The sequence below is a fragment of the Actinomycetospora corticicola genome, assembly GCF_013409505.1.
GTDB lineage: Bacteria > Actinomycetota > Actinomycetes > Mycobacteriales > Pseudonocardiaceae > Actinomycetospora > Actinomycetospora corticicola.
In genome coordinates, this window is the sequence record NZ_JACCBN010000001.1 from 5,301,715 (window position 1) to 5,326,812 (window position 25,098).

A 25,098-nucleotide genomic window follows, 5' to 3' on the forward strand; every position below is an offset into this window, starting at 1 on the left:
AGTAGCAGGTACCGTGGGTGCCGTGAGTCGTCGTTCGCATCGTCACGAGGACGAGGGGTCGGGCCGCCGGGCCCGGCGTACCCCCTCGTCGGAAGGCGCTGTGACCGACGGCGCACCGGAGCAGGACACTGCCCCGCCACCCCGGCGCGACAAACGTTCGAGTCGCTGGGACGAGCACCGTCGGGCCCGTCGTCAGGAACTGACCCTGGCGACGATCGTCGCGATCCGGCAGTTCGGTCCCGACGTCGGGATGAGCCAGGTCGCGGCGCAGGCGCGGACCTCGAAGACGGTGGTGTACCGCCACTTCACCGACAAGTTCGACCTGTACCAGGCGGTCTGCGAGCGCGTCGGCGCGGTGATCGTCGGGCAGGTGGCCGAGGCGATGCGCACCGCCGGCCCGCCGCAGCAGATCCTGCGCCAGGGCATCGACGCCTACCTGACACTCATCGAGCGCGACCCCGACATCTACCGCTACGTGATGCGCCCGCCGGGCTCCGACCGATCCTCCTCGGCGGCCGAGGGCGACTTCGTGGGCGACCTGACGTCGTTCATCGGCGACCACGTCGGCGAGATCATCACCACCGAGCTGCACCGCCAGGGCCGCGATCCCGCGCCCGCGGTGACGTGGGGGCACGCGGTGGTCGGGATGGTGCGGTCGGTGGGCGACCACTGGCTGACCGCCCGGCCGGAGGTCTCCCGCGAGGTCATCACCGGCGAGGTCGCCGATCTCGCCTGGGGCGGGCTCGACCTCACCGTGAACTCCTCCGCCGCGTCCGCCTGAGCGGGTGACGCGCCCCACCCGGGGAAGCGGGTACTCCCGGTACGCGGTACAACCGTGGTTACCGACCAGTAACAAGCTCTGAGGAGGCCTTCCCGATGGCCGCTCCGCTCTCCGTCCCGCCGTCGACGTCCGACGTGTCCGCCTCCGTGGTCGACGCCGTCCGGCACTCGCTCGACGGTCGCTGGTCCTGGCTGCGCGACGAGATCCGCGGCCGGGAGGACTTCGGCGACCTGCGCGTCGAGCCCGGCATCGACACCGAGACCCACCGGCAGCGCGTCTGGGAGATGCTCGGGCAGCTGGCCGCCGACGGCCACGCCGTGCACGGCTTCCCGACGGCGGTGGGTGGCCGCGGCGACATCGGCGGCTCGGTCGTCTCCTTCGAGATGCTGGCCTTCGCCGACCTGTCCCTGCAGGTCAAGAGCGGGGTGCAGTGGGGCCTGTTCGGTGGCGCCATCCAGGCCCTCGGCAGCCCCGAGCAGCAGGCGCGCTACCTGCCGTCGGTGATGGACCTGTCGTTGCCCGGCTGCTTCGGGATGACCGAGACCGGCCACGGGTCCGACGTGCAGTCGGTGCACACCACTGCCACGTACGACCCCGCCACGGGCGAGTTCGTGATCGACACCCCCACCGAGTCGGCCAAGAAGGACTACATCGGCAACGCCGCGCGCGACGGCCGCATGGCCGTGGTCTTCGTGCAGCTGTGGTCCGCGCCCGCCGGCGAGGTCCCGGCCCGCCACGGCGTGCACGCGGTGCTCGTGCCGCTGCGCGACGAGGCCGGCACCGTGCTGCCCGGCGTCGAGATCACCGACGACGGGCACAAGGAGGGGCTGAACGGCGTCGACAACGGCCGGCTCGCCTTCCACGGCGTCCGCGTGCCCCGCGAGAACCTGCTCGACCGCTACGGCAGCGTCGCGGCCGACGGCACGTACTCCAGCTCGATCGACAGCGAGAACCGGCGCTTCTTCACGATGCTCGGGGCCCTCGTGCGGGGCCGCATCAGCGTGTCCGGTTCGGCCGTCGGTGCGGCGCAGCTCGCCCTGACGATCGCCCTGCGCTACGCCGAGGCCCGCCGCCAGTTCGCGGCCCCGGGCGGCGACGGCGAGATCGTGGTCCTCGACTACCTCGCCCACCAGCGCAAGCTGCTCCCGCTCCTGGCCCGCACCTACGCCCTGCGGTTCGCCCAGAACGAGCTCGTCGAGATGCTCCACGACATCCAGACCGAGCGGGAGGCGGGCGGCTCGGTCGACGAGAACCGCCAGCGCGAGCTCGAGTCCCGGGCCGCGGGCATCAAGGCGCTCTCCACCTGGAACGCCACCGAGGTCATCCAGGTCTGCCGCGAGGCCTGCGGTGGGCAGGGCTACCTCTCGGAGAACCGACTCGGCACGCTGCGCACCGACACCGACGTGTTCACCACGTTCGAGGGCGACAACACGGTCCTGCTCCAGCTCGTGGCCAAGGGCCTGATCTCGGGCTACGCCGACGACTTCGGCAACCTCGACACCCTGGGCACCATCCGCTTCGTCGCCGACCAGGTGCTCGACACGGTCGCCGAGCGCACGTCCCTGCACCAGCTCGCCGAGCGGCTGCGCGGGGCGGCGGCCGGTGACGACGAGGAGCTCCTCGACGCGTCGTGGCAGATCAAGCTGCTCGACGACCGGGAGCAGCACACCCTCGACGGTCTGGTGCGTCGGCTGCGGCCCGCCCGCGGCAAGGGGGTGTCGCCGGACAAGGCGTTCGCCATCTTCAACCGCGCCCAGGACCACCTGCTGCACTCCGCCCGCGCCCACCTCGACGGGCTGGTGCTCGACGCGTTCAACCGTGCGTGCGAGGCCCAGACCGACCCGACGGCCCGGCAGCTCATGCGGTCGGTGTGCGACCTCTTCGCGCTGAGCGTGGTCGAGCAGGACAAGGGCTGGTTCCTCGAGCACGGCCGCATCTCCGCGGCGCGCTCGAAGGCGGTCACCTCGGAGATCAACAAGCTCTGCCACACCCTGCGGCCGCACGCCCGGACGCTGATCGACGCGTTCGGCATCCCGGAGAGCTGGATCGGGGCGCCGATCGCGACGGGCGCGGAGACCCGTCGTCAGGACGAGGCGATCGCGCACACCGCGTCGCAGCGGGGCTGATCGCGGGGGTGACTCGGCGCCCATCCGGAACGAACGACCCGCTCGTGCAGCCAGACGCCACGAACGGGTCGTTCGTTCCGTCGGCGGCGCCCGCTCAGCGGTGTGAAACCGGACGCGGCGGGTAGAAGGTGAGCACCCGACCCGCTCCGAGAGGACATCCGACGTGACCGAGCCCTTCCCTCAGGGCCAGTGGGACGCCGGCACCGCCGCCCCGCCCCCGAAGCCGAAGAACGGCATGGGCGTCGCCGCCCTGGTCTTCGGCATCCTCGGCCTCCTGACCTGCTGGTGGCTGCCGGTCATCGGCTTCATCTTCGGTCTGCTCGCCGTGATCTTCGGGGTCATCGGCCGCGGCCGGGTCCGCAAGCAGCAGGCCACCAACGGGGGCGCCGCGCTGACGGGTCTGATCCTCGGACTCCTGTCCGTGATCGTGAACATCATCCTGATGATCGTCGTCGGCGTGGGCCTCTTCGCCTTCTTCCAGTCCGGCGGCGGCAACTCCCTCGACCAGTTGCAGCAGTGCCTGGCGCAGGCGCAGAACTCCGGCAACCCGGCGGCCGTACAGCAGGCGCTCGCGCAGTGCCAGGAGCAGTTCCAGTCCCAGCTGCCGAACCTCGGCGGCGGCGGGCAGTAGACCTACGAACGACGACGGGCCCGGCACCTGGTGGTGCCGGGCCCGTCGTCGTGGAGAGGGTGTCCGAGCCGGGCGATGAGCCGCCTCGCGGCGCGTGGCACACCAGGGCTTCAGCCGAACGATCGTCCCTGGCGGCTCTTATTATTGAGACCCGGGGGCACATGGCGCCCGGCCCGGACACCCGATCCAACCACGTCCGAGGCGGCGATGTTCCCGCCCCGGACCGAAATTCTCAGCCCGCCGGGACGACGGCGAGACCGTCGGCCACCGCCCGCAGCGGCTTCGAGGACGGGACGTTCGCGACGGCGAGCGCCCCGCCGGCCGGTCGGCGCACCATCTGCGTCGAGCCGCCCCCGTCGAGGGCGACGGCCTGCGGGATGCCGAGGTCGGTGATCAGCCGGCCGAGCTCGGCGAGGGTCGCGCCGACGCTCGCCTCCTGGCGGCCGTCGACGGCGATCAACCACAGGGTCCGGCCGTCCGTGGAGAGGCCCACGGCCGTGCGCGGGGCCCGCTCGGTGGTCTGCAGCCCGGGCCAGGGGGCGCCGTCGCGGACCAGGGCGAGCGCGCCGAGGGCGGTCCGCAGCGGCGGGGTGTCGGGGGCGAGAGCGGTCCAGCGGGCGTCGACGGGATCCCCGGGGCGCAGGGCCCGCAGCGGTGCGGCGGCCCCGTCCCGGGCGACGAGGGCGACCTCGCCGGCGGGCACCGCGGTCGTGCCGACCGGACCGACGGCGACCGCCTTCCCGGCCTTCACCCGCACCTCGACCGCGGCGCCCGCGCAGGGCGCCTTCGCGTCGGTGTCGCTGCCGCACACGGTGCGGGCCCGGGTCCGGCCGCCCCACGCCGGGGTGAAGGCGGCGATCCCGCCGACCGGCACCGCGTAGAGGTTGAGCCCCGCCAGGGGGACCTCACGGCCGGCGAAGCGGACCGAGCCGGAGAACAGCACCCGCCCGATCCGGCCGATGCCCTGCGTGTCGATGCCGATCACCGTGTCGGGGCTCGACCCCGGTGGCCCCGGGGGCGCGGGCCGCCGCCCGAGGGGGACGGCGGACTTGATCAGGGCCTTGTTCTCGAACTCGACGCCCACCGAGGCCCCGGTACCGCCCTCGTCGAAGAAGTTCCCGTTGACCGCGCCGATCGCGTTCGCCCTCGCGGCGAGGTCCGGGACCGTGCCGACCGCGGTCACGACGGCGGGTCGCAGCAGCCGCACCGCCACCGTGCGGTTCGCGAGGTCCACGCGGATCAGGTGGCCGCGCACGCGGCCGGCCGCCGCCGTCGTCGTGAACTCGCGGTACTCCGTGCCGGGGACGTCGCCGCCGCGCGGGCTGAGGAGCGTGTCGAGGACCCGCCCGTCCGACGGGGGCGGGGACGGTGGGGGAGGGGGAGCGGCGAGGGCGGTCGGCGCGAGCACGACCCCTGCCACCAGCGCCGCCAGACCGACCCGACCTGCCGTCATGACCCTCCCACCACCAACCCGGAGCAGCAGCGTCGCCCGTGTGGGTCAGGCGGACGTGCGTCGACGCGTCGCCACGGGAAGAGTTCGCCGGTACGGGTGGCGTGACCGGTGTTACCGGGTAAAGGGAACTCAAAGGGTTCCCCATGTCGTTGGATGGTGGAATGCGTCGGCAGGATGCTCGAGGAGGCAGGACGTGACGGTCCCACTGTGGGTCTGGGGGGCGACGGTCGCCGGGATTCTCGTCCTGGTGGGCATCGACATCTGGCATGCCCGATCGCCCCACGAGGTCAGCTTCCGCGAAGCCACGCTGTGGTCGGTCATCTACATCGCCGTCGCGCTGATCTTCGGCGCCGGCGTCTGGTACTTCATGGGCGCCCAGTCCGGCGTCGAGTACATCTCGGGCTGGCTGGTCGAGAAGAGCCTGTCGGTCGACAACCTCTTCATCTTCGCGGTGATCCTCGCGCAGTTCGCGGTACCCAAGCGGCACCAGCAGAAGGTGCTGCTCTGGGGCGTCATCGGCGCGCTGGTGATGCGCGCGATCTTCATCCTCATCGGCGCCGCGGTGATCAACGCGTTCAGCTTCGCGTTCGTCATCTTCGGGGCGTTCCTGCTCTACACCGCGTACGGGCTGATCCGCTCGCACGGTGACGAGCCGAAGGACATGAGCGACAACGTCGCCGTGCGTCTGACGCGCAAGCTCGTGACCGTCCACGAGGAGGACACGAAGCCGGGCGACAAGCACGACGGCCAGCTCTGGCGGAAGGTCGGCGGCAAGCTCGGGGTCACGCCGCTGTTCATCACCGTCGCGGTGATCCTGTCGGTCGACCTCGTGTTCGCGCTCGACTCGATCCCCGCGATCTTCGGCATCACGCAGAACGCGTACATCGTGTTCACGGCCAACGCGTTCGCCCTGCTCGGACTGCGCGCCCTGTACTTCCTGCTGGTGGGGCTGCTGGAGCGCCTGGTCCACCTGTCCTACGGCCTCGCGTTCATCCTGGCCTTCATCGGCGTGAAGCTGGTTCTCCACTGGCTCCACGTCGACATCAACCCGGCCATCCCCGAGGTGCCGACCTGGCTGTCGCTGGCGGTGATCCTCGTGACCCTGACGGTCGTGACCATCACCAGCCTCTACGCGACCCGCGGGCTGCCGCCGAAGAAGGACGCCGAGACCTCGTCGTCGGGGCCGGACGACCACGACTCCACCGGAGCCTCGTCGGACGGGACCGCGTCGAGCAAGGAGGCGTCCGCGGAGGAGCCGGCCGACGCGTCGCGTCGGAGCTGACCGCCCCGCACCCCACCGACGGGCCGTTCGTCACGATCGACCGTGACGGACGGCCCGTTCGTCCGTGCGGGCCCGTGTCACGACGGCGCGACTGCGGCGGAGTGCGCCACCGGTGACGCACTCCGCCGCACTCGCGGCCCGCGACGTGCGGCCGTGTCACCGTGGAGGGGTGACCTCCCCCGACGCACGAGACCGTGACGACACGGGCCGGGCACGCAACGCCCGCCCCCGCGACGCCGCCGGCCGACCGCTGCCACCCGGCGCGGCCGGCGTCGAGCGGATCGACGAGGACGTCGTGCTCCCGCCCGACGAGGCGTTGCGCGAGGCCCAGCGCCTGCTCGACGGCGGGTTCCCCTTCCACGCCCACGAGGTGCTGGAGGGGGCGTGGAAGTCGGGGGCCGTCGACGAGCGGCCGTTCTGGCAGGGCCTCGCCCAGCTCGCGGTGGGCCTCACGCACGCGCAGCGCGGGAACCGGCGCGGCGCGGTCTCCCTGCTCCGCCGCGGCGCGGAGAACCTCGGGGCCGGGGCGTCCGTGGCCGGTCGGCACGGGGTGGACGCCGAGGGTGTCGTGGCCTGGGCACAGACCCGCGCGGACGCGGTCGAGGCCGGCGGCGACCTCGAGGCCGGGAGCCCGCCTCGGCTCGCCCGCTGAGTCGTTTCACGTGCGGTCGGTCGTGGGCAACCCGTCGTCGGGAAGTACTCGATCTTCGATGAGGGAGCCCGAATGGCGAACGAACTCTCCGGCAAGCGTGTCGCGATCCTCGCGGCCAGCGGCGTGGAGCAGGTCGAGCTGGAGCAGCCGCGCAAGGCCGCGGACGACGCGGGCGCGAGCACCACGCTGATCTCGGTCGACACCGGCGAGATCCAGGCGATGAACGGCGACATCAACCCCGGCGACACCTTCTCGGTGGACCGGGCGATCGCCGACGTGTCGGCCGACGACTTCGACGCGCTCATCCTGCCCGGCGGCACCTGCAACCCCGACACGCTGCGGCAGAACGGCGACGTCATCGCCTTCGTGCAGGCCATCGCGGGCGCGGGCAAGCCGATCGCCGCGATCTGCCACGCACCGTGGACCCTCGTCGAGGCCGACCTGGTGCGCGGGAAGCGCCTCACCTCGTTCCCCAGCCTGCGGACCGACATCCGCAACGCGGGCGGCGACGTCGTCGACGAGCAGGTCGTCGTCGACCAGGGCCTGATCACCAGCCGCAACCCCGACGACCTCGACGCGTTCTGCGCGACGATCGTCAAGGAGTTCGCCTGAGCGGAAGGACCGTCGCGGGCCGGGGCCACGCGCGCGGCATGATGCGCGCGTGACCGCTCCCGGCCTGTTCGACGAGATCCTCGCGCGCGGGGCCGCCCGGGAGGCGGTGTCCGACGCGGCGTGGCTCGCCGCCCTGCTCGAGACCGAGGCGGCGCTCGCGCTGGCCGCCGCCGACGCGGGTGTCCTCGCGCCCGCCGTCGCCGAGGCCGTCGGCCGGGCCTGCGCGCCGGACCGGGTCGACCCCGGAGCGATCGCGACGGAGGCGGCGGCCTCCGGGAACCCGGTGGTGCCGCTCGTCGCGGCGCTGCGGGGCGTCCTGCGCGCCGACGGCGCGGACGAGGCGGCCGCCGCGGTCCATCGTGGCGCGACCAGCCAGGACGTGATGGACACGGCCTCGATGCTCGTCGCCACCCGGGCGGTGGCCGCGGTGACGGCGGACCTGAGCGCCGCGGCCGACGCCGCGGCGGCCCTGGCCGCGCGGTACCGCGACACGCCCGCGGCCGGCCGCACGCTGCTGCAGCAGGCCGCGCCGGTCACCGTCGGGCTGCGCGCCGCGGGCTGGGCCGCCGGACTCGACGCGGCCGTCGCGGCCCTGCGCACGTGGCGTCCCGCGGTCCAGCTGGGCGGGGCGGTCGGGACGCTCGCGGCGTTCGCGGGCGACGGCCGGGCGGTGCGGGCGGCGTTCGCCCGCCGTCTGGGGCTCGAGGAACCGACGTTGGCCTGGCACACCGAGCGCGGCCGGGTCGCGGAGCTCGCCACGGTCCTCGGCCGCGTGGGGGTCGCGGTCGGCTCCGTGGCGACCGACCTGGTGCTGCTCGCCCAGACCGAGGTGGGGGAGGTCCGCGAGGACGTGCCCGGTCGGGGTGGCTCCTCCACGCTGCCGCACAAGCGCAACCCGGTCGGCGCCGTGTCGGCCCGCGCGGCCGCCGTGGCGACGCCGGGGCTGGTGGCCGCGGTGCTCACGGCCGCGTCCGGGCACGAGTACGAGCGGGCCGCCGGCCCCTGGCACGCCGAGTGGGTGCCGCTCCGCGAACTCGTCCGGACGACGGGCTCGGGGGCGGCCTGGCTCGCCGACTCGCTCTCCCACCTCGTCGTGGACCAGGACGCGGTGCGGACCGCGCTCGACGTCACCGGCGGCCTGCTGCTCGCCGAGAACGTGACGACGGTGCTGCGGGGTCGGGTGGACGACCCGAAGGCGCTGGTCACTGAGGCCGCCTCGACCGCGCTCGACTCGGGCCGCCCCTTCGCCGACGTGCTCGCGGATGCCCTGTCCGGCACCGACGTCAGCCGCGCGGAGATCGACGCCGCACTCGACCCGGCGGCGCACACGGGGGAGTCGGCGGCCCTCGTCGACGCCTTCCTCGCCGCCCGCCACGCCGCCCGCCACCAGGAGGAACCCACGTGAGCAGCCTCGACCCCGCCGACCTCGACCAGGCCGGTCTCGCCACCCGCCGCGAGGTGCTCGGCGACGAGCACGTCGACCGCGCCATCGCGAACGCCGACGGGACCACCGCGGACTTCCAGGCGTTCATCACGCAGTACGCCTGGGACGGCGTCTGGAACCGCCCCGGGCTCGACCGGCGCCAGCGCAGCATCGTGACCCTTTCCGTGCTCGCCGCCCTGCACCACGACGGCGAGCTCGCGATGCACGTCCGCGCGGCCGTGCGCAACGGCCTCACGCGGGAGGAGATCCGCGAGGTGCTGCTCCAGGTGGGCATCTATGCGGGCGTCCCGGCCGCCAATCGGGCGTTCGGGGTGGCCCAGAAGGTGCTCGCGGAGATCCCGGAGTCCTGATCGGGGACGGTCGACCGGTGCGGCCGACGCGGGATGTCGGTGCGCCCCGATACCGTGGGGCCCCGAGGGCGGTGCGGTCGAGGGGACGAGAGTGCGGGGACGATGTGGTCGGGCGGCGGCAGCCGTCGCCCTGGTGGCGCTCGCGGCGGCCTGCTCGTCCGGTCCACAGCTCGCGACACCGCCGATCCCCACCTTCCCGGGGCCCGGTGCCGCCGCACCGGCCAGCGCCCCGCCGTCGCGCTCGACGCTGGTGCCCACCGACTGCAACCAGATCCTGTCCAAGGACGAGCTGCCGAACCTGCTCGGACTGCCGCTGGGCACGGTGGACGTGCGGTCGCTGCGGGACGTGCCCGCCCCGTCGGTCGGGCGGCTCGAGCGGGTCACCTGCACCTACAGCTCCACCGGCGGTCCGGGCGCCGCGCCGGCGGGCGCGCAGGTGCTCAAGCTGCTGACCAGCGGGTACAACTCGCCCGAGGCCGCGCTGGCACAGGTCGCGGTGAACAACCAGGTGCTGCAGGGCGAGGGCGTCACGGGCGTCGCCACGCCGATCGGCGCGGCGCAGGGCACCTTCTTCTCCGACCCCGACGGGCCGATCCTCGTGGTCGCCTACCGGCAGGTCACGGTCAGCCTCACGCTCACCCGCGGGGGGAACCTGTCGGCCGACCAGCAGCGGTCGCTGCTCGTCGACCTCGCGCAGCGGGTGCTCCCCGTCCTGGTGCCCACCGGCTCCTGAGCCCGACCACGCATCACCCCGACCCGACGCGGGTACAGTCTATTTGCATAGGCTAACGACAAGGGGGTTCGGCGTGTCGACCGATCGCTACAAGTGGGTGGCGCTGTCCAACACCACCCTCGGCGTGCTGATCGTGACGATCAACATGTCGGTCCTGCTGATCGCCCTGCCCGACATCTTCCGCGGGATCGACATCGACCCGCTCGCGCCGGCCAACGTCAGCTACCTGCTGTGGCTGATCATGGGCTACCTCGTGGTCACGGCGGTGCTCGTCGTGAGCTTCGGGCGCATCGGCGACATGTACGGCCGCACGAAGATGTACAACCTCGGGTTCGCCGTGTTCACCGTCTTCTCGGTGCTGCTCGCCGTCACGTGGATGCACGGCGACGCCGGGGCGATCTGGCTGATCGTGATGCGCGTGCTGCAGGGGATCGGCGGCGCGCTGCTGCTCGCCAACTCCACGGCGATCCTCACCGACGCGTTCCCCACCCACCAGCGCGGCCTGGCCCTCGGGATCAACTCCGTCGCGGCGATCGCGGGGTCGTTCCTCGGCCTGATCGTCGGTGGCGTCCTCGCCCCCGTCTCCTGGCACCTGGTGTTCGTGGTCAGCGTGCCCATCGGCGTCTTCGGCACGGTGTGGGCGTACTACAAGCTGCGGGAGACCGGCGAGCGCCACGAGGCCCGCATCGACTGGTGGGGCAACATCACCTTCGCCGTCGGCCTGATCGCCGTGCTCGTCGGGATCACCTACGGCATCCAGCCCTACGGCGGGCACGTGATGGGCTGGAGCTCGCCCACGGTCCTGGTCTGCCTGATCGGCGGGGTCGTCGTCCTGGCGGTCTTCGCGGTCATCGAGACCCGGGTCGCCGAGCCGATGTTCCACCTGTCGCTGTTCCGCATCCGGGCGTTCTCCGCCGGGAACATCGCGAGCCTGCTCGCCGCCCTCGGTCGCGGCGGACTGCAGTTCATCCTCATCATCTGGCTGCAGGGCATCTGGCTGCCCCAGCACGGCTACGACTACGAGTCGACGCCGCTGTGGGCCGGTATCTACATGGTGCCGCTGACCATCGGGTTCCTCGTGGCCGGTCCGCTGTCCGGCATCCTCTCCGACCGGCACGGGGCCCGCGCCTACGCGACCGTCGGCATGCTCGGCGCCGCCGTGAGCTTCCTGCTGCTGAAGTTCCTGCCGGTCGACTTCTCCTACGTCGGCTTCGCGTTCATCCTCGCGCTCAACGGGTTGTCGATGGGCCTGTTCTCGTCGCCGAACCGCGCCGCGATCATGAACAGCGTGCCGCCCCGGCAGCGGGGTGCCGCCGCGGGCATGACCTCGACGTTCCAGAACGGCGCGACGGTGCTGTCGATCGGCATCTTCTTCTCGATGCTGATCCTCGGTCTCTCCCGCAGCCTGCCGAGCGCGCTGCGCGACGGGCTGCTCGCGCACGGCGTGCCCGCCGACGCCGCCCAGCGGATCTCGGAGCTCCCGCCGGTCTCGACGCTGTTCGCGGCGCTGCTCGGCTACAACCCGATGGAGACGCTGCTCGGCCCGCAGGTCCTCGCCCAGGTCGGTCCGCAGCAGGCCGGGTTCCTCACGGGCCGGTCGTTCTTCCCGCAGCTCATCTCCGGCCCGTTCGCCGACGGTCTGACCTTCGCCCTGGTCTTCGCCGCGCTGTGCTGCGTGGTGGCCGCCCTCGCCTCGCTGCTGCGCGGTGGGAAGTACGCCTACGTCGAGCCGGGGGAGCGGGTCTCCGACGGGGCGGACGAGATCGACGGCGCGGCGGTCACCGAGGCCCCCGGGGTCGGCTACGACGACACCGACGGCGCCCTGGTGGGCGTCCCGACGGGTGGCCGCGTGCTGCGCGGGCGGGTGACCGGCCCGGATGCGGCGCCCGCACCCGCCGTCGTGACCCTCGTCGACCGCGCCGGGCGACAGGCCGGGCGCGCGGTCGCCGACGAGCAGGGCCGGTTCCGCATCGAGCCGCCCACGACGGGGGACTTCCTCGTGATCGCGACGCCGCAGGACGCGGAGCACGTCGCGGCGCCGCAGGCCACCCAGGTCTCGGTGCACGGCGGGGCGGTCGACGTGGACCTGGTGCTCGACCGCCGCTGATGCGGTGAGGCTCGCGTCACCGACGCGGGTAACCCGTTGGTAAAGAGCGTCCGCGATCGTCGGGAGGCGTGACCGGATTCGACCATCCAGAGCGCATGCCTCGTCTGCTCGGCGCCGTGACGGTGGTGCTGACGGCCGCCGCGGGCGCCATCGACGTGGTGACCTTCTTCGCCTTCAACCAGGTCTTCGCCTCGACGATGACCGGCAACCTCGTCCTGCTCGGCCTGGGGCTCGGGCAGGGTGAGTGGCTGCAGGTCGTCGACAACCTCTGTGCGATGGGCGGGTACTGCGGCGGGCTCGTCGTCGGGACCCTCGTGTGCGGGGTGGCGATGCGTCGGCTCCCGTGGCGCAACGCCGTCGGGATCGCGCTCACCGTGGAGCTCGCGCTGCTGGTGGCGGTCGGGGCCGTGTGGTGGGGAGCCGACGACGACTCGGCGATCGCCCAGGGCCGGGTGATCGTGCTCGTCGTGGGCTCCGGGCTCGCGATGGGGATCCAGGCGGCGGCGATGCGCTACATCGGCCCGGCCGGGACCCCGACGAGCTTCCTGTCGGGCACGGTCACCAACTGGGTGTCGAGCCTGGTCGAACTGCACAAGCCGTTCCGCTGGGGCTGGAACTCGCCGCTGCGGATCCTCGCGATCGTGGTCGCCGCCGGCGGGAACGCCGTCGTCCAGGGGTGGCAGCCCGATCTCGCGTTCGCCGTCCCCGTGCTGCTGGTGCTCGTCGGGATCGTCGGCATGGCGGTGGTGACCCGGGCGAATCACGGCGGGCTGGTGGCGGGCGAGCCGGAGTTCGCCCCGGACCCCCGGACGGAGGTCCCGGACGCCGAGCCCGAGGGTCCGGCCGAGGCCGAGGGGCCCGTCGACGAGCCGCTCCGGGAGATCGGGCGGGTCAGCGGCCGGGTCCTCGACCCCGGGGGAGGTGCGAGCCCCGCCGCGGTGACGCTCGTCGACATGGAGGGCCGTCAGGTGCTGCGCGTCCACACCGAGCCCGACGGCCGCTTCGACGTCCAGCCCCCGGAGGCCGGCGAGTTCGTGCTGATCTGCACCCCGCACCGCATGGGTGGGAACGCCGCCCGACCGCGCGCGGTGGTCGTCGCGGTGGACGGCCGTCCGGTCACCCACGACGTCGTGGTGGGCGCCTAGCGCATCCGGTCGTGCACAACATGATGATGCTCCTCACGGCCTCGCGCGATCTGGAAGCGGCCGCCCCGGGGCATTGAGACGGTATGACCGGTTTCGACCATCCGGAGCGACGGCCTGGGCTGCTCAGCGCGGTCACGATCGTGCTGACGGCCGCGGCGGGTGCCATCGACGTCGTCACGTTCTTCGCGTTCAACGAGGTCTTCGCCTCGACGATGACCGGCAACCTCGTGCTGCTGGGGCTCGGGATCGGGCAGGGGGACTGGTACCAGGCCCTCGACAACGTCGTCGCGATCACGGGCTACTGCAGCGGGCTCGTCGTCGGGACCCTGGTGTGCGGGATCGCGATGCGGCGGCTGCCGTGGCGCAACGCCGTCGGGGTGGCGCTGACGGTGGAGCTCGCGCTGCTGATCGCGGTCGGCGTGTTCTTCTACTCGGTGGACGACGAGGCGCTCGCCCAGCCCCGCGTGGTGGTGCTCGTCCTCGGGGCCGGGCTGGCGATGGGCATCCAGGCCGCGGCCATGCGCTACGTCGGCCCGGCCGGGACCCCGACGAGCTTCCTGTCCGGCACCGTCACGAACTGGGTGTCGAGCCTGGTCGAGCTGCACCAGCCGTTCCGCTGGAACTGGAACTCGCCGCTGCGCATCGCGATCATCGTGGTCGCCGCAGGCGGCAACGCCGTGGTGGCCCGCGTGGAGCCGGACTTCGCCTTCGTCGTCCCCGTGCTGCTCGTGGCGCTGGCGATCGGGCTCATGGCGATCGTCACCCGCGCGAACCACGGCGGGCTGGTCGCCGGTGAGCCGGAGTTCGCGCCGGACCCGCAGACCGAGGTGCCGGACGCCGAGGCCACGGTCGAGGAGCACCACGTCGTCGACGAGGCCCCGGCGGACGGCATCGGGCGGTTGACCGGGCGCGTCGTCGACGGCGCGGGAGGACCGAGCCCGGCCGCCGTCACCCTCGTCGACATGGCGGGGGAGCAGGTCGCCCGCGTCCACACCGAGCCGGACGGCCGCTACGACCTGCGGCCGCCCGAGGCCGGCGAGTTCGTGCTCATCTGCACCCCGCACCGCATGGGCGGGGACGCCGCGCGGCCCCGGGCCGTCGTGGTGACGGTGGGCGGGGAGTCCGTGGAACACGACGTGGTGCTGGGCGCCCCGGCGTAGGGCCCGCCGCGAGATGCACGTGGGGCAGGTTCCCGGGCGGCCGGGGCTGCCTGGTGTGGACCTCGGGGAGCGGAGCCGGGTCGGCGGGGTCACCCGTCGACCCGGACCGCCTCGATGTCGATCTCGATCCGCAGGGTGCGCCCGATCGCGAAGATGCCGGCGATCACCGACTGGTTCCACGAGATGTCGAAGTCGTCGCGGGAGAGCTGGGTGGTGGCCGAGAACCCGGCGCGCTCGCCGCCCCAGAGGTCGGGGCCCGCCCCGTGGTAGACGACGTCCAGGGCCACGCGGTTCCGCACGCCCTTGAGCTCGAGGTCGCCGAGCATCGTCCAGTGGTCGGCCGTGTGCCCGACGATCCGCGTCGAGGAGAAGCGGATCTCGCCGAAGCGCAGGACGTCGAGGAAGTCGGGCGCCCGGAGGTGCGCGTCGCGCTGCTCGTCGTCGGTGTCGACGCTGCCGGACTCGATGGCGGCCGTGACGGTCGACGTCTCGAGCGACGGGCCCATGTCGATCGCCCCGGTGAACCGGCGCAGCCGCCCGTGCACCTTGGTGATGCCCAGGTGGAACGCGGAGGCCGCGATCCGGGAGTGCACCGGGTCGATCTCCCAGCGCCCGGGGGCGGGGAGCTCCAGGGCGCCGGTGCGGGTGAGCACGACGCGACCGAGGTCCCCCGACGCCGGGCCGGCCACCGGCCGCGCGGAGGGCGTGTGGCCGACGGCGGAGGTGATCACGGTGCACGGGCCGGCGGGCAGGCCGTCGAGCACGAAGCGCCCGTCGTCGTCGACCGCGGCGCCACCGATCTGCTGGCCGGCGGCGTCGATCACCGTGACGACGGCGAACGGCACCGGCCAGCCGTCACTGGTGACGGCGATCCCGGCGATGCGCTGGGTCCCCGACCGCGTGGCGGTCACCGCCGCCCGCCGTCGGCGTCGAAGCCGCGGTCGGAGTAGAGGTCACCGGTGGCGTGGCGCCCGTTGTGGCCGTTCGAGTACGCCCCCGCGGGCACGGCGTCGGCGCCGAAGTCCTCGCCGGAGAACGACCGGGTGACCTCGGAGGGCGCGTCGTCGGCGGGCCCGAGGGCCGGCGGGGTGAGGGTGAGCGTGACCTCGGAGGGCTGTCCGGCGCCGACCTCGATCTCGCTGGCCACCGGGGCGTACCCGCTGGCGGTGATCGTGTAGGTGCCGGGCGCGACCTCGGGGAAGTCGAAGCCGCCGTCCTCGCCGGTGACCGCCGCGCCCACGACGTTGCCGTCCGCGCCGACCAGCGTGGCCAGCGCCTCGGCGACGGGGCGGCCGCCGGAGGCCGAGCGCACCACGCCGGACAGACGCAGCTGGCTGACCAGCGCGATGTCGCGGGTGACGCGGCCCTCGCCCGGGATCTGCACGGTCTCGGCGACCGGCGTGGTGTCCGGGGCGGCGGCGGTGAGCGTGTAGGTGCCCTCGTCGAGGTCGGCGAAGCGGTACCCGCCGTCGGCGTTCGAGCGGGCGACGGCGATGACGGTGCCGCGCACGTCGGTGAGCGTGAGGACCACGCCCGCGGTGCCGGCGAGCGCGCCGTCGCGGGAGGCGCCGACCGTGCCCTCGAGGGAGGCCCCGCCGCCGGAGAGCGACACGTCGTGGCGCAGCGCGCGGTCGGACACCGCGACCAGCGACGCCTTCGGCTGGTGCGTGGAGGACGAGCAGATGACGAGGTAGGTGCCGCCGGTCGACGGCGTGAGGCGGTAGTCGCCGGACTCGTCGGCGACCGTCCGGTCGAGCTGGTCGCCCGCGAGATCGCACAGGGTCAGCGCCGCCCCCGGGAGCGGTCCGCCGTCACCACGCGTGATCCGCCCGAAGATCATGATCGGCTGCTGTCCGTCCACCGTCGTACTCCTCAACCGCTCGAGACTCGGCGCCCTGGGTCACACGGGAGGGCGAGCCGAACCACTGTCTCGGAGCCGATACCCGCCCGGCCACCCGAATCCCCGCGGACCACCTGAGATTTCACTTTCATCGTACAAGCATCTAGCGGTGGATGCTCGGGAGATCACCGATGGTGTGCACCACCGATCCGTTGGCGCGCGACCGATCGCGGGAGCACGCTGAGCGCATGGCTGCGCCCACCGACGACCGCACCTCCATCGCGCCCGCCACCGCCGGCGAGGACGGCGGTCACGGCGACCCCTTCGCCGACCTGCCCCGCCCGCACCTCGAGCTCGACCCCGACGCCCCGCACGTCGCCGACTTCTACGCGTACGGCGAGCTGCTCACCGACGACGAGCGGGACATCCTGCGCCGGCTGCGCGGCTACCTCGCCTCCGACGTCGCGCCCGTGGTGAACGAGGCGTGGGAGGCCGCGGAGTTCCCGGAGCAGTTCCGCCGCGGCTTCGCCGCGCTCGACCTCGCCGGGCTGCCCTACGGCCTGTCGAAGCTCTCCGAGAAGCCCGCCCGACGGGTGCTCATGGGCTTCGTGCACGCCGAGATCGCCCGCATCGACGCCTCGACGAACAGCTTCTTCGGCGTCCAGAGCGGTCTCGCGATGGGGTCGATCGACGCCTGCGGCACCCCGGAGCAGAAGGAGCGGTGGCTGCCCCCGATGGCGCGCATGGACCTGATCGGCGCGTTCGGCCTCACCGAGCCGCACGGCGGGTCCGACGTCGCGGGCGGGATGGAGACCACCGCGCGCCGCGAGGGCGACGAGTGGGTCATCGACGGCCACAAGCGCTGGATCGGCAACGGCACGTTCGCCGACGTGCTCGTGATCTGGGCCCGCGACGGCGAGGCCGTCCGCGGCTTCGTCGTCGACCGGGAGACCCCCGGCGTGCACACGGCGAAGATCGAGGGCAAGACGGCCCTGCGGATCACCCAGAACGCCGACATCACCCTCGAGGGCGTCCGGGTGGGCGAGGACCGGCGGCTCTCCGGCGGGAACGGCACGTTCGCCGACACCGGCGGGGTGCTGCGGCGCACCCGCGGCAACGCGTCGTGGGCGTGCGTCGGGGTGCAGATGGCGGCCTACGAACTGGCCCTGAGCTACGCGCAGCAGCGCGTGCAGTTCGGCCGCCCGATCGCCGGGTTCCAGATGATCCAGGACGCCCTGGTGCAGATGCTCGGCAACACGACCGCGTCGCTCGGGATGGCCTCGCGCAACGCCCAGCTGATCGACGGCGGGGGCGGCTCGGACGCGCACTCGGCGCTGGCCAAGCAGTTCTGCGCCGACCGGATGCGCGAGACCGTCGCGCTCGGCCGCCAGATCGTCGGGGGCAACGGGACGATCCTGGAGAACGGGATCGCGCGGTACTTCAACGACGCCGAGGCGCTCTACTCCTACGAGGGCACGCGCGAGATGAACACCCTCATCGTCGGGAAGAAGATCACCGGGCACAGCGCCTTCGTCCGTTAGCCTCCGGTCCTCGAGAGCAGGAGAGTCGCGTGCGGTCTCGGATCGTGATCGTCGGAGGCGGCTTCGCCGGGGCGGGGGTCGCCCGTCGGTTGGAACGGCTCGTGCCGGACGCCGACGTGCGGCTGGTGTGTCCCGACGACCACTCGCTCTACCTCCCGCTGCTCCCGCAGGTGGCCGCCGGGGTCCTCCCGGCCCGCGCGGCGACGGTGTCGCTGTCGCGTCGCCTCCGCCGCACCCGGCTCGTGCCCGGCCGGGCCGTGGGCGTGGACCCGGCGGCGCGGCGCGTGGTGGTCGAGACCATCGACGGTCGTCGGGAGGTCCTCGGCTACGACCGGCTGGTGCTGGCGCCGGGCAGCGTCACCAAGGTCGTGGACATCCCGGGCCTGCGCGAGTTCGGTCGGGGGATGAAGACGCTCGCCGAGGCTGCCCTCCTGGGCGACCACGTGCTCGGCCAGCTCGAACTGGCGGCGGCGACCACCGATCCGGCCGAGCGCGAACGGCGCTGCCGCTTCGTGGTGGTCGGCGGCGGCTACGCGGGGGTGGAGACCGCGGCGAACCTCCAGCTGATGACCGCGTCGGTGGCCGGGCGCATCCGTGGGCTCGACCCGGCGCTGGTCCGCTGGCACGTCGTCCAGCACGCGGCCGAGCTCATGCCCGGGCTCGGGACGCGCCTGAGCGAGGACACCCACCGGGTGCTCGTCGGACGCGGGATCCGGGTCGATCTCGGCACCGGGCTCACCGTCGTCGACGACACCTCGGTCACGCTCTCCGACGGGCGCCGGCTGGAGACGGCCACGGTCGTCTGGACCGCCGGGGTCGCGCCGAGCCCGCTGATGAGCCACCTGGGTCTCCCGACGAGCCACGGCGCGCTCGTGGTGGGTGCCGACCTCGCCGTGCCCGGCCGGCCCGAGATCACCGCGCTCGGTGACGCGGCGTCGGTGCCGGACCTCGTGACCGGCGGCGACGCGACGTGCCCGCCCACCGCGCAGCACGCGACCCGCCAGGCGCCGGTCGCCGCCGCCAACGTGGCGGCCTCGCTGGCCGGCCGCCCGACGACGCCCTACCGCCACCACGACCTCGGGCTCGTCGTCGACCTCGGCGGCGCCGACGCGGTGGCGAAGCCCCTGGGGATCGGCCTCGCGGGTCTCCCCGCACAGGTGGTGACCCGCGGCTACCACCTGTGGGCGCTGCGGGCACCCGGCGCGATGGCGCGGGTGGCGACGAACTGGGCGTTGCACGGCGTCGGCGGCTCCAGCTCGGTGCGACTCGGCCTGACCACCGGCTCCGGCGGGCTCGTCGAGCTCGAGCACCTCGACGACTACCTCTCCGCGGAGCAGGCCGGTGCGGCCGCCGGGGCCGTGCCCTGAGTGCTACCGGATCACGGCCACGCCGGACCCTGGTCCGCCCCGGGCGCCGCGACCCGGAGTCCCAGCCCGACGGCCTCCTGAGCGAGACGACGGTCGTAGGTGACGAACTCCTCGAGCGCCGCCCCGGCGACGACCGTCGCCGTCGCCAGGTGGATCGCGTCGAGGTTGCGGAGGTGGTCGCCGGCGAGGGACGCGGCCGTGGCCCGCACGACCTCGTCCAGCTCGCAGCGGTGCAACCGCGCCAGGAGGGCGGGAACCGCGCCGAGCGCCATCGGAGCGACGCGCCGCAGTACCCGGGGCAGTTCGACCTCGGCGATCACCGAGGTGAGCCAGGGCGTCCCCGTCCGGTCGTTCAACCAGGGGAGCAGGGTGGAGGTCTCCGGCTCCGGGCGGACCAGCTTCACCAGCGCCGCGGTGTCGAGATAGAGCATCAGGAACGTTCGTGGTCGCGGAGGTGCCGCATCAGCGCTCCCGCCTCGGAGTCGGTCTCCACCGGACCGGGCGGAACGGGGAGCGGCCCGTGCAGGCTCGGTGGCCGGACCCGCCCCGTGGTGACCAGACCGGCGAGAGCGACGGGGACGGCGGGCGTCAGGTGGGCGACGACCCGGCCGCGCTCGGTGACCGCCAGGTGCTCGCCGGCCTTGACGCGCGCCAGGACCCCGGCGGTGTCCTGGTTGAGGGCTCGAACGGGAACCTCGGCCATGTGCCGAAGGTACTACGTCAGTACTACTCGAGGCTCGGCTTCCTTCCCGACGGCGGGGTAGGGGGCTCGAGCAGCCCCGCCGTCGTCGTGGAGCGCGGCTCGACCAGTCGCGCCACCAGCACCCCGAGCACGGCCGCGAGCGTGACCGGCACGAGCAGGCCGGTGCCCACACGGGTCAGCTCGAGGACCAGCACCACGGCGGCGAGCGGGGCCTGCAGGGCAGCGGCGACGAACGCCGCGGCACCGATGAGCGCGAAGGCGCCGACCGGGCTGCCCGGCCACAGCAGCACCCACCCGTGGCCCAGCAGGGCGCCGAGCAGGGCCCCGGTGGCCAGCGTCGGGGTGAACAGCCCGCCGCTCGCGCCGGCGCGCAACGACGCGACGGTGGCGAGCGGCTTGAGCAGCACGAGGGCCGCGAGGACCAGCACCGGCCCGTCGCCGTCGAGCACGATCTGGGTGGGGCCCTTGCCGTTGCCCAGCAGCTCCGGGAGCCCGGTCGCGAGGGCACCGATCGCCGCGAACACCACGGTCGTCGCGACCGGCAGCCGCCACCCGGTCGGTCGCGGGCCCCGCGACCACGTCACGAGGCGGACGAACCCCACGGCGGCCAGCCCGCACACGGGGGCGGCGAGGACCGCGAAGACGACCGCGGCACCCGTCGTCGGGAAGGGCGGGACGGCGTAGACCGCGGCGTCGCCGACGATGGACCAGGCGACGACCGCGCCGAGCGTGGCCGTGACCGCGGCCGGGATCGCGACCGGCAGCGCGAGCGAGCCGAGGAGCACCTCGAGGGTGAACAGGGCGCCGCCGAACGGGACGTCGTAGACCGCGGCGAGTCCGGCGCCGGCGCCGCAGGCGACGAGCAGGCGCCGCTGGTCGTCGGTGAGCCCGGTCAGCTCGCCGAGGCGGGAGCCGAGCGCCGCCGCGATCTCCCGCGGTGCGCCCTCGCGGCCGAGGGACGCGCCCATCGCCACGACGACGATCTGCAGCAGGCCGTCGAGCACGGTCCGGCGCAGGCCCATCCGTGCGTCCGGCGTCCACACCGCCCCGGACACGCCCCGCATCGGGCCGAGGCGTCGCGACACCGGTCCGCGCAGCCACCACCAGCCGAGGCCCGCGACGAGGCCGGCGAGGGTGGGGACGAGCAGGCGCCGCCACCACGGGGCGGCGTCGACCCCCGCCTGGAACGACGTGTCGTGGTAGCCGAAGGCGAGGTCCTGCACGAGGTGCAGGAGCAGCGTCAGCAGCCCGCCCGCGAGCCCCGCGCCCACCCCCACGAGCAGCACGACGACCCAGAACCGCCACGCGAGCGTGAACGGGACCGCGTTGGGCTGCACGCTCACACCAGCAGGACCACGGCCGACACGACCGCCAGCAGCACCACCGCCCCGCCCAGGACCGGCACCGCGTGCCGGGCGGCGAGCGGGGTGGGCAGCGGGGCGTGGCGCAGCACCCGGGTGCGGTGGCGGCCGTACAGCGCGGTCGCCGCGGCGACGACGAGCGCGAGGCCGGCCGGGAACAGGGCCAGCGAGAACTCGAGGTGCGTGAGCTCCCGGGCCGCGAGCAGCGCCGCGTTCGCGGCGGCGGCCAGCGAGGTGCGACTCCAGGCGAGTCCGGTCCGCTCGGCCTGCAGGCCGGCGTCGCTCGGGCTGGTCACGCCTCGCCGCGCAGCACGATGAGCACGAGCCCGAACAGGGCCAGGACCACCAGACCGGTCGCCATGACCCAGGGGACACGCTGGCGGGGGAGCGGGCGGTCGTGCCGGATCGCGTCCTCGACCGAGCGCCACCGCAGCACGCCCGAGGCGGCCGCGACGACCGCCAGCACCGCGAGCAGGCCGCCGGTGACCCCGCGGGCGTGGGGGATCGGGAACGACGGCACCAGCTGCACCACCGCGACGCCCGCGGCGAGCAGGGACAGCGAGGTCCGGAGCCAGGCGAGGAAGGTGCGTTCGTTCGCGAGGGTGAACCGGTAGTCCGGTTCGCGCTCCTCGTCCTCGGGTGGGGCCGTCCCGGCCTCCGACATCCGTGCTCCTCTCTCCGGCGGCGTGATCCTCCGGCCCGGACCCCGTCGCGGTCCAGTCGACCGCGAGCGACGTACCGTCGCAGGGTGCTCGTGCGACCGCCCCCGCCCGCGGTCGCGGCGCACCCGGTCCTCGCCGTCGGGCTCGCACTCTGCTCCGCCTTCCTCTACGCGCTCGCGGCCGCCCTGCAGCGCCTGGCCGCCGGCCGCACCGGGGACCGCTCGCACGACGGGCGCGCCTTCTTCGGTGCCCTGGTCCGACAACCCGTCTGGTGGGGCGGGGTGGGCTCGATGGCGGCCGGGGCCGGCATCCACGTGGTCGCCCTCGGCCTGGGCTCGGTGACGCTCGTCCAGCCGATCGGGGTGCTCGCGCTCGTCCTCGCCCTGCCGCTCGACGCCCGCTTCGAACGGCGGGTGGTGACGCGCGCCGAGTGGGCGGCGGCGGCCGTCCTCGTCGCGGGGCTCGGCGGCCTGCTCGCCCTCGCCCCGCACCACGGCGGGGGCGGGACGGCCCCGCCGGCGGGTCTCGTCGCCGTGGTGATCGCGGCGGGGGTGGTCCTCGCGCTGCTCGTCGGCACGAGCGCGCGGCTGCGCACGGCCTCCCGGGCGGTCTGCCGGGCGGCCGGCGCGGGGCTCTGCGCCGGGACGACGTCGGGTCTGGTCCGGCCGGTGCTGCACGGGCTGCACCGCGGCCCGTTCGACGTCGGGCTCCTGACGGCGGGGGTGGCGGTCCTCGTCCTGCCCGTGCTCGGCCTGCTGCTGCTCCAGACCGCCTACCGCGACGGCGGGCTCGACGCCGGTCTCGCCACGCAGACCACGATCGACCCGGTGGTGGCCGGGACGATCGGGATCGCGGTGCTCGGCGAGCGGTTCACCGGGGGACCGGGCGGGGCCGTGCTCGCCGCCGGCTGCGCGGTGGTCACCGTCGCGGGGCTGGTGTGGCTGATCCGGTCCGGGCCCGGTGCCGTCACGTCCCGTGCAGCCGCAGCCGCGCCCACGAGTTGTTGACGTAGCCCTTCGGGTTCCACACGTGCTCGGGACGTTCCGGCTGCAGCGCCGCCGAGGAGTCCCAGGCCCGGGCGAGCAGTTCGGTGTCCCCGCGCGGCAGGTCGACCGTGATCGACCAGCGGCGCCAGGCCCACGGGCTGACCTGCTCGTCGAGCTCGGCCTGGGACCAGGTGGAGCCGCCGTCGGTGGAGACGTCGACGCGGGCGACCGTGCGGTCGCCGCCCGCGAACGCGTAGCCCGCGACCGCGACGGGACCGGCCGGGTGGGACGACCCGTCGTCGGGACGGAGGACGTCGCTGTTGACGGCGACCAGCCCGAGCTCGACCCCCTCCCCCGGGGTGGCGGTGACCTCGGCGTCGGGTGGCAGGAGCCGGTAGGTCGAGGCCTGGAAGAAGTTCGCCGACGGGCGGTCGCGCACCTCGATCCGCCGGACCCACTTCACGCTGCGCGCCCCGATGTAGCCCGGCACGACGACCCGCAGGGGCGCGCCGTGGACCGGCGACAACGGCTCGTCGTTCATCGCCCACGCCAGCAGCACCTCGGGCATGCCCGCCTTGCGCAGCGGGACCGACCCGCCGAACTCCTGCGGCGGGTCCGCGATGTCGCTGACGTCGACGCCCAAGAACTCGACGTCCGACGCGCTCGGGGACACACCCGCCGCGGTCAGGACGTCGGCGAGCCGCACGCCGGTCCAGGTGGCCGTGGCGGTCGCCGTGGGGCCCCACGGCGCCTCGCCGGGGATGTCGCGGACCTCGACCAGTCCGGCGCGGCGGTTGCCCGCGCACTGCAGGGTGGCGGTCTCGGTGGCGACCGGGAAGCGGGTCCGCAGGTCGTCGAGCGAGAGCGAGAGCGGGGTGGTCACCAGGCCCGCGACCTCGAGTCGCCAGGTCTCGGGGTCGGCCTCGGGCACCGGGCCGTGGTTGCGGCAGTAGAAGACGTCGAGCGGCGTGATGGTCGAGGCCGCGAGCGCCGCCCGCGGTGGCTCGGCGTTGAAGGGTTCGACCTGGTGGACGGTCATGTCGGGGCGTTTGCCGTACATGGAGACCTCTCGTGACACAGAGTGTCGGGTAGTTCACACTATTCGCCCGATGGCGTGGACTCGAAGGGCGTCGGGGAACTCTCCGCCTCCGAACAGGCGGTCGATCGCCCCCACACGTGCGCGTTTTCCCAGGTCAGACCGGTCGCAAACGGCACCTCCGGGTGGGCGGGGCCGACCGGTTCATCGCGTGTGGTGGTCGTAGGGTCTCCCGGCATGACCCAGACGCCGATTTACGACGAAGTCAGGCGTTCGCTCGGACGGGCCGACCGCTTCTCCGAGCGGCGGTCCTTCCGCGGGGAGGACGGTGCGGCCGGGCCGGAGCGGGCCTCGCGACCCGTCATGCTCCGCGGCTCCGGGGGACGTCATCGACGCTCGGGGGACTGACCCTCGGCCGGGACCGCCGCCCGCCGACGAGTCGGCGACGGTCCTGCTGAGCCCCGCGACCCGTCGTCCGGACGCCCCGGCCCCCGCGGGGAGGCTGTCGGGCCTCCGCGTGACGGGGCAGGCGCTGGCCGCCACGACGACGGCCGCCGCGGGCGGGGTGGTCGGTGGCGCCGCCGGGACGATCGTGGGGGCCGCGGTCGCCTCCGTCGTCACGACCGTCGGGGAGGCCGTGTACCAGCGCTCGCTGGAGCGGACCCGCGACCACGTGCGCAGCCGGCTGGACGCCCGGCGGCCCCCGGCGCCGACCGCGGTGCTGCCGGACGGGCCGCCGCCGGACGACTCGCCGACCGTGCACCTGCGGCCCGTCGCCTCCGGGGGGACCCGGCGCAGTCGCGCGAGGATCGCCGCGCTGGTCGCCTCCGGGCTCCTGGTCTTCCTCGTCGCGATGGTGGTGGTGACCGGGATCGAGCGGGTGAAGGGCTCTCCGCTCTCGGGCGGCGCGGGCACGAGCGTCGGCGAGGTCATCGGCACCCGTCCGTCGGCCGCCGCCACGAGTTCCGGGCAACCGGACGACGCGACCGGGGACCCGGCCACGACGACCACGGCGCCGGCGGGGACCACGACGACGAGTGCCGGGTCACGCACCACGACGTCCCGGTCGCGCGAACCGGCGGAGACCACGACGCTGGTGCCGCCCACGAACTGACCCGAGCAGGAG

Annotated in this window: 25 protein-coding genes; 16 read left to right on the forward strand and 9 right to left on the reverse strand. The window is 74.0% G+C overall.

The window, feature by feature from the left end; all coding sequences use genetic code 11:
* The first annotated feature begins 100 nt into the window (after positions 1–100).
* From BJ983_RS31900 to BJ983_RS25805, 3 genes are all read left to right on the forward strand, one after another.
* On the forward strand, positions 101–781 hold the full coding sequence (locus tag BJ983_RS31900) for a TetR family transcriptional regulator (protein WP_343054356.1): 681 nt from the start codon (positions 101–103) through the stop codon (positions 779–781).
* A gap of 95 nt (positions 782–876) precedes the next feature.
* Positions 877–2,907 carry an acyl-CoA dehydrogenase family protein gene (locus BJ983_RS25800; RefSeq protein WP_179796429.1) on the forward strand — a complete coding sequence of 677 codons (2,031 nt, stop codon included), beginning with the start codon at positions 877–879 and terminating at the stop codon, positions 2,905–2,907.
* 163 nt (positions 2,908–3,070) lie between these two features.
* Positions 3,071–3,538 carry a DUF4190 domain-containing protein gene (locus tag BJ983_RS25805; protein WP_179796430.1) on the forward strand — a complete coding sequence of 156 codons (468 nt, stop codon included), beginning with the start codon at positions 3,071–3,073 and terminating at the stop codon, positions 3,536–3,538.
* Positions 3,539–3,770: 232 nt separating this feature from the next.
* Here the strand turns inward: BJ983_RS25805 and BJ983_RS25810 are convergent, their stop codons facing one another.
* Positions 3,771–4,991, reverse strand: coding sequence for a phosphodiester glycosidase family protein (locus BJ983_RS25810; RefSeq protein WP_179796431.1), 1,221 nt, complete (start codon positions 4,989–4,991; stop codon positions 3,771–3,773).
* A gap of 193 nt (positions 4,992–5,184) precedes the next feature.
* On the opposite strand from BJ983_RS25810, the gene BJ983_RS25815 reads away from it, so the two are divergent.
* From BJ983_RS25815 to BJ983_RS25855, 9 genes are all read left to right on the forward strand, one after another.
* The gene (locus tag BJ983_RS25815) at positions 5,185–6,273 is read left to right on the forward strand and encodes a TerC/Alx family metal homeostasis membrane protein (RefSeq protein WP_179796432.1); all 1,089 of its coding nucleotides are present in this window, start codon (positions 5,185–5,187) and stop codon (positions 6,271–6,273) included.
* Positions 6,274–6,442: 169 nt separating this feature from the next.
* On the forward strand, positions 6,443–6,925 hold the full coding sequence (locus BJ983_RS25820) for a DUF309 domain-containing protein (RefSeq protein ID WP_343054357.1): 483 nt from the start codon (positions 6,443–6,445) through the stop codon (positions 6,923–6,925).
* A gap of 72 nt (positions 6,926–6,997) precedes the next feature.
* On the forward strand, positions 6,998–7,537 hold the full coding sequence (locus tag BJ983_RS25825; RefSeq protein WP_179796433.1) for a type 1 glutamine amidotransferase domain-containing protein: 540 nt from the start codon (positions 6,998–7,000) through the stop codon (positions 7,535–7,537).
* Positions 7,538–7,586: 49 nt separating this feature from the next.
* Positions 7,587–8,942 carry a lyase family protein gene (locus BJ983_RS25830; RefSeq protein WP_179796434.1) on the forward strand — a complete coding sequence of 452 codons (1,356 nt, stop codon included), beginning with the start codon at positions 7,587–7,589 and terminating at the stop codon, positions 8,940–8,942.
* The gene (gene pcaC, locus BJ983_RS25835) at positions 8,939–9,331 is read left to right on the forward strand and encodes a 4-carboxymuconolactone decarboxylase (RefSeq protein ID WP_179796435.1); all 393 of its coding nucleotides are present in this window, start codon (positions 8,939–8,941) and stop codon (positions 9,329–9,331) included. The genes BJ983_RS25830 and pcaC overlap by 4 nt, the downstream gene beginning before the upstream one ends.
* Positions 9,332–9,422: 91 nt before the next feature.
* Positions 9,423–10,064: a hypothetical protein gene (locus BJ983_RS25840; RefSeq protein ID WP_179796436.1), complete on the forward strand. Its 642-nt coding sequence runs from the start codon at positions 9,423–9,425 to the stop codon at positions 10,062–10,064.
* A 73-nt stretch (positions 10,065–10,137) separates the two neighbouring features.
* Positions 10,138–12,171: an MFS transporter gene (locus BJ983_RS25845; protein WP_179796437.1), complete on the forward strand. Its 2,034-nt coding sequence runs from the start codon at positions 10,138–10,140 to the stop codon at positions 12,169–12,171.
* Positions 12,172–12,266: 95 nt separating this feature from the next.
* Positions 12,267–13,316, forward strand: a complete 1,050-nt coding sequence (locus BJ983_RS25850; RefSeq protein WP_179796438.1) for a DUF1275 family protein — start codon at positions 12,267–12,269, stop codon at positions 13,314–13,316.
* A gap of 83 nt (positions 13,317–13,399) precedes the next feature.
* A complete protein-coding gene (locus tag BJ983_RS25855) occupies positions 13,400–14,476 on the forward strand; it encodes a DUF1275 family protein (RefSeq protein ID WP_179796439.1) in 1,077 nt (358 codons plus the stop codon).
* Between the two features lie 89 nt (positions 14,477–14,565).
* Here the strand turns inward: BJ983_RS25855 and BJ983_RS31240 are convergent, their stop codons facing one another.
* Together BJ983_RS31240 and BJ983_RS25865 are read right to left on the reverse strand one after the other, a co-directional pair.
* Complete coding sequence (locus tag BJ983_RS31240) at positions 14,566–15,387, reverse strand: YceI family protein (RefSeq protein WP_179796440.1); 822 nt, start codon at positions 15,385–15,387, stop codon at positions 14,566–14,568.
* On the reverse strand, positions 15,384–16,337 hold the full coding sequence (locus BJ983_RS25865) for a carboxypeptidase regulatory-like domain-containing protein (RefSeq protein WP_179796441.1): 954 nt from the start codon (positions 16,335–16,337) through the stop codon (positions 15,384–15,386). Before BJ983_RS25865 ends, BJ983_RS31240 begins: the two co-directional genes overlap by 4 nt.
* 227 nt (positions 16,338–16,564) lie before the next feature.
* Here BJ983_RS25865 and BJ983_RS25870 point away from each other — a divergent pair, with 227 nt between their 5' ends.
* Positions 16,565–17,857: an acyl-CoA dehydrogenase family protein gene (locus BJ983_RS25870; RefSeq protein ID WP_246325652.1), complete on the forward strand. Its 1,293-nt coding sequence runs from the start codon at positions 16,565–16,567 to the stop codon at positions 17,855–17,857.
* 29 nt (positions 17,858–17,886) lie between these two features.
* Positions 17,887–19,224: an NAD(P)/FAD-dependent oxidoreductase gene (locus BJ983_RS25875; RefSeq protein ID WP_343054358.1), complete on the forward strand. Its 1,338-nt coding sequence runs from the start codon at positions 17,887–17,889 to the stop codon at positions 19,222–19,224.
* 11 nt (positions 19,225–19,235) lie between these two features.
* Here BJ983_RS25875 and BJ983_RS25880 read toward each other — a convergent pair whose 3' ends face one another.
* Genes BJ983_RS25880 through BJ983_RS25900 form a run of 5 tightly spaced genes read right to left on the reverse strand, consistent with a single transcriptional unit; the run spans position 19,236 to position 21,952 of the window.
* Positions 19,236–19,655 carry a type II toxin-antitoxin system VapC family toxin gene (locus BJ983_RS25880; protein WP_179796443.1) on the reverse strand — a complete coding sequence of 140 codons (420 nt, stop codon included), beginning with the start codon at positions 19,653–19,655 and terminating at the stop codon, positions 19,236–19,238.
* Positions 19,655–19,927: a type II toxin-antitoxin system Phd/YefM family antitoxin gene (locus BJ983_RS25885; RefSeq protein WP_179796444.1), complete on the reverse strand. Its 273-nt coding sequence runs from the start codon at positions 19,925–19,927 to the stop codon at positions 19,655–19,657. Before BJ983_RS25885 ends, BJ983_RS25880 begins: the two co-directional genes overlap by 1 nt.
* A 23-nt stretch (positions 19,928–19,950) precedes the next feature.
* On the reverse strand, positions 19,951–21,270 hold the full coding sequence (locus BJ983_RS25890) for a chloride channel protein (RefSeq protein ID WP_179796445.1): 1,320 nt from the start codon (positions 21,268–21,270) through the stop codon (positions 19,951–19,953).
* Positions 21,267–21,584 (reverse strand): DUF202 domain-containing protein, encoded by a 318-nt coding sequence (locus tag BJ983_RS25895; RefSeq protein WP_179796446.1) that lies wholly within the window; start codon positions 21,582–21,584, stop codon positions 21,267–21,269. Before BJ983_RS25895 ends, BJ983_RS25890 begins: the two co-directional genes overlap by 4 nt.
* A complete protein-coding gene (locus BJ983_RS25900) occupies positions 21,581–21,952 on the reverse strand; it encodes a YidH family protein (protein WP_179796447.1) in 372 nt (123 codons plus the stop codon). The genes BJ983_RS25895 and BJ983_RS25900 overlap by 4 nt, the downstream gene beginning before the upstream one ends.
* An 84-nt stretch (positions 21,953–22,036) precedes the next feature.
* On the opposite strand from BJ983_RS25900, the gene BJ983_RS25905 reads away from it, so the two are divergent.
* Positions 22,037–22,957, forward strand: coding sequence for a DMT family transporter (locus BJ983_RS25905; protein ID WP_179796448.1), 921 nt, complete (start codon positions 22,037–22,039; stop codon positions 22,955–22,957).
* On the opposite strand, the gene BJ983_RS25910 is transcribed toward BJ983_RS25905, so the two are convergent.
* Positions 22,917–23,996 carry a sulfite oxidase gene (locus BJ983_RS25910; RefSeq protein ID WP_246325653.1) on the reverse strand — a complete coding sequence of 360 codons (1,080 nt, stop codon included), beginning with the start codon at positions 23,994–23,996 and terminating at the stop codon, positions 22,917–22,919. The genes BJ983_RS25905 and BJ983_RS25910 overlap by 41 nt on opposite strands.
* A gap of 493 nt (positions 23,997–24,489) precedes the next feature.
* Between BJ983_RS25910 and BJ983_RS25915 the strand changes: the two genes are divergently transcribed.
* Positions 24,490–25,086: a hypothetical protein gene (locus BJ983_RS25915; RefSeq protein ID WP_179796449.1), complete on the forward strand. Its 597-nt coding sequence runs from the start codon at positions 24,490–24,492 to the stop codon at positions 25,084–25,086.
* The last annotated feature ends 12 nt before the right edge of the window (positions 25,087–25,098 follow it).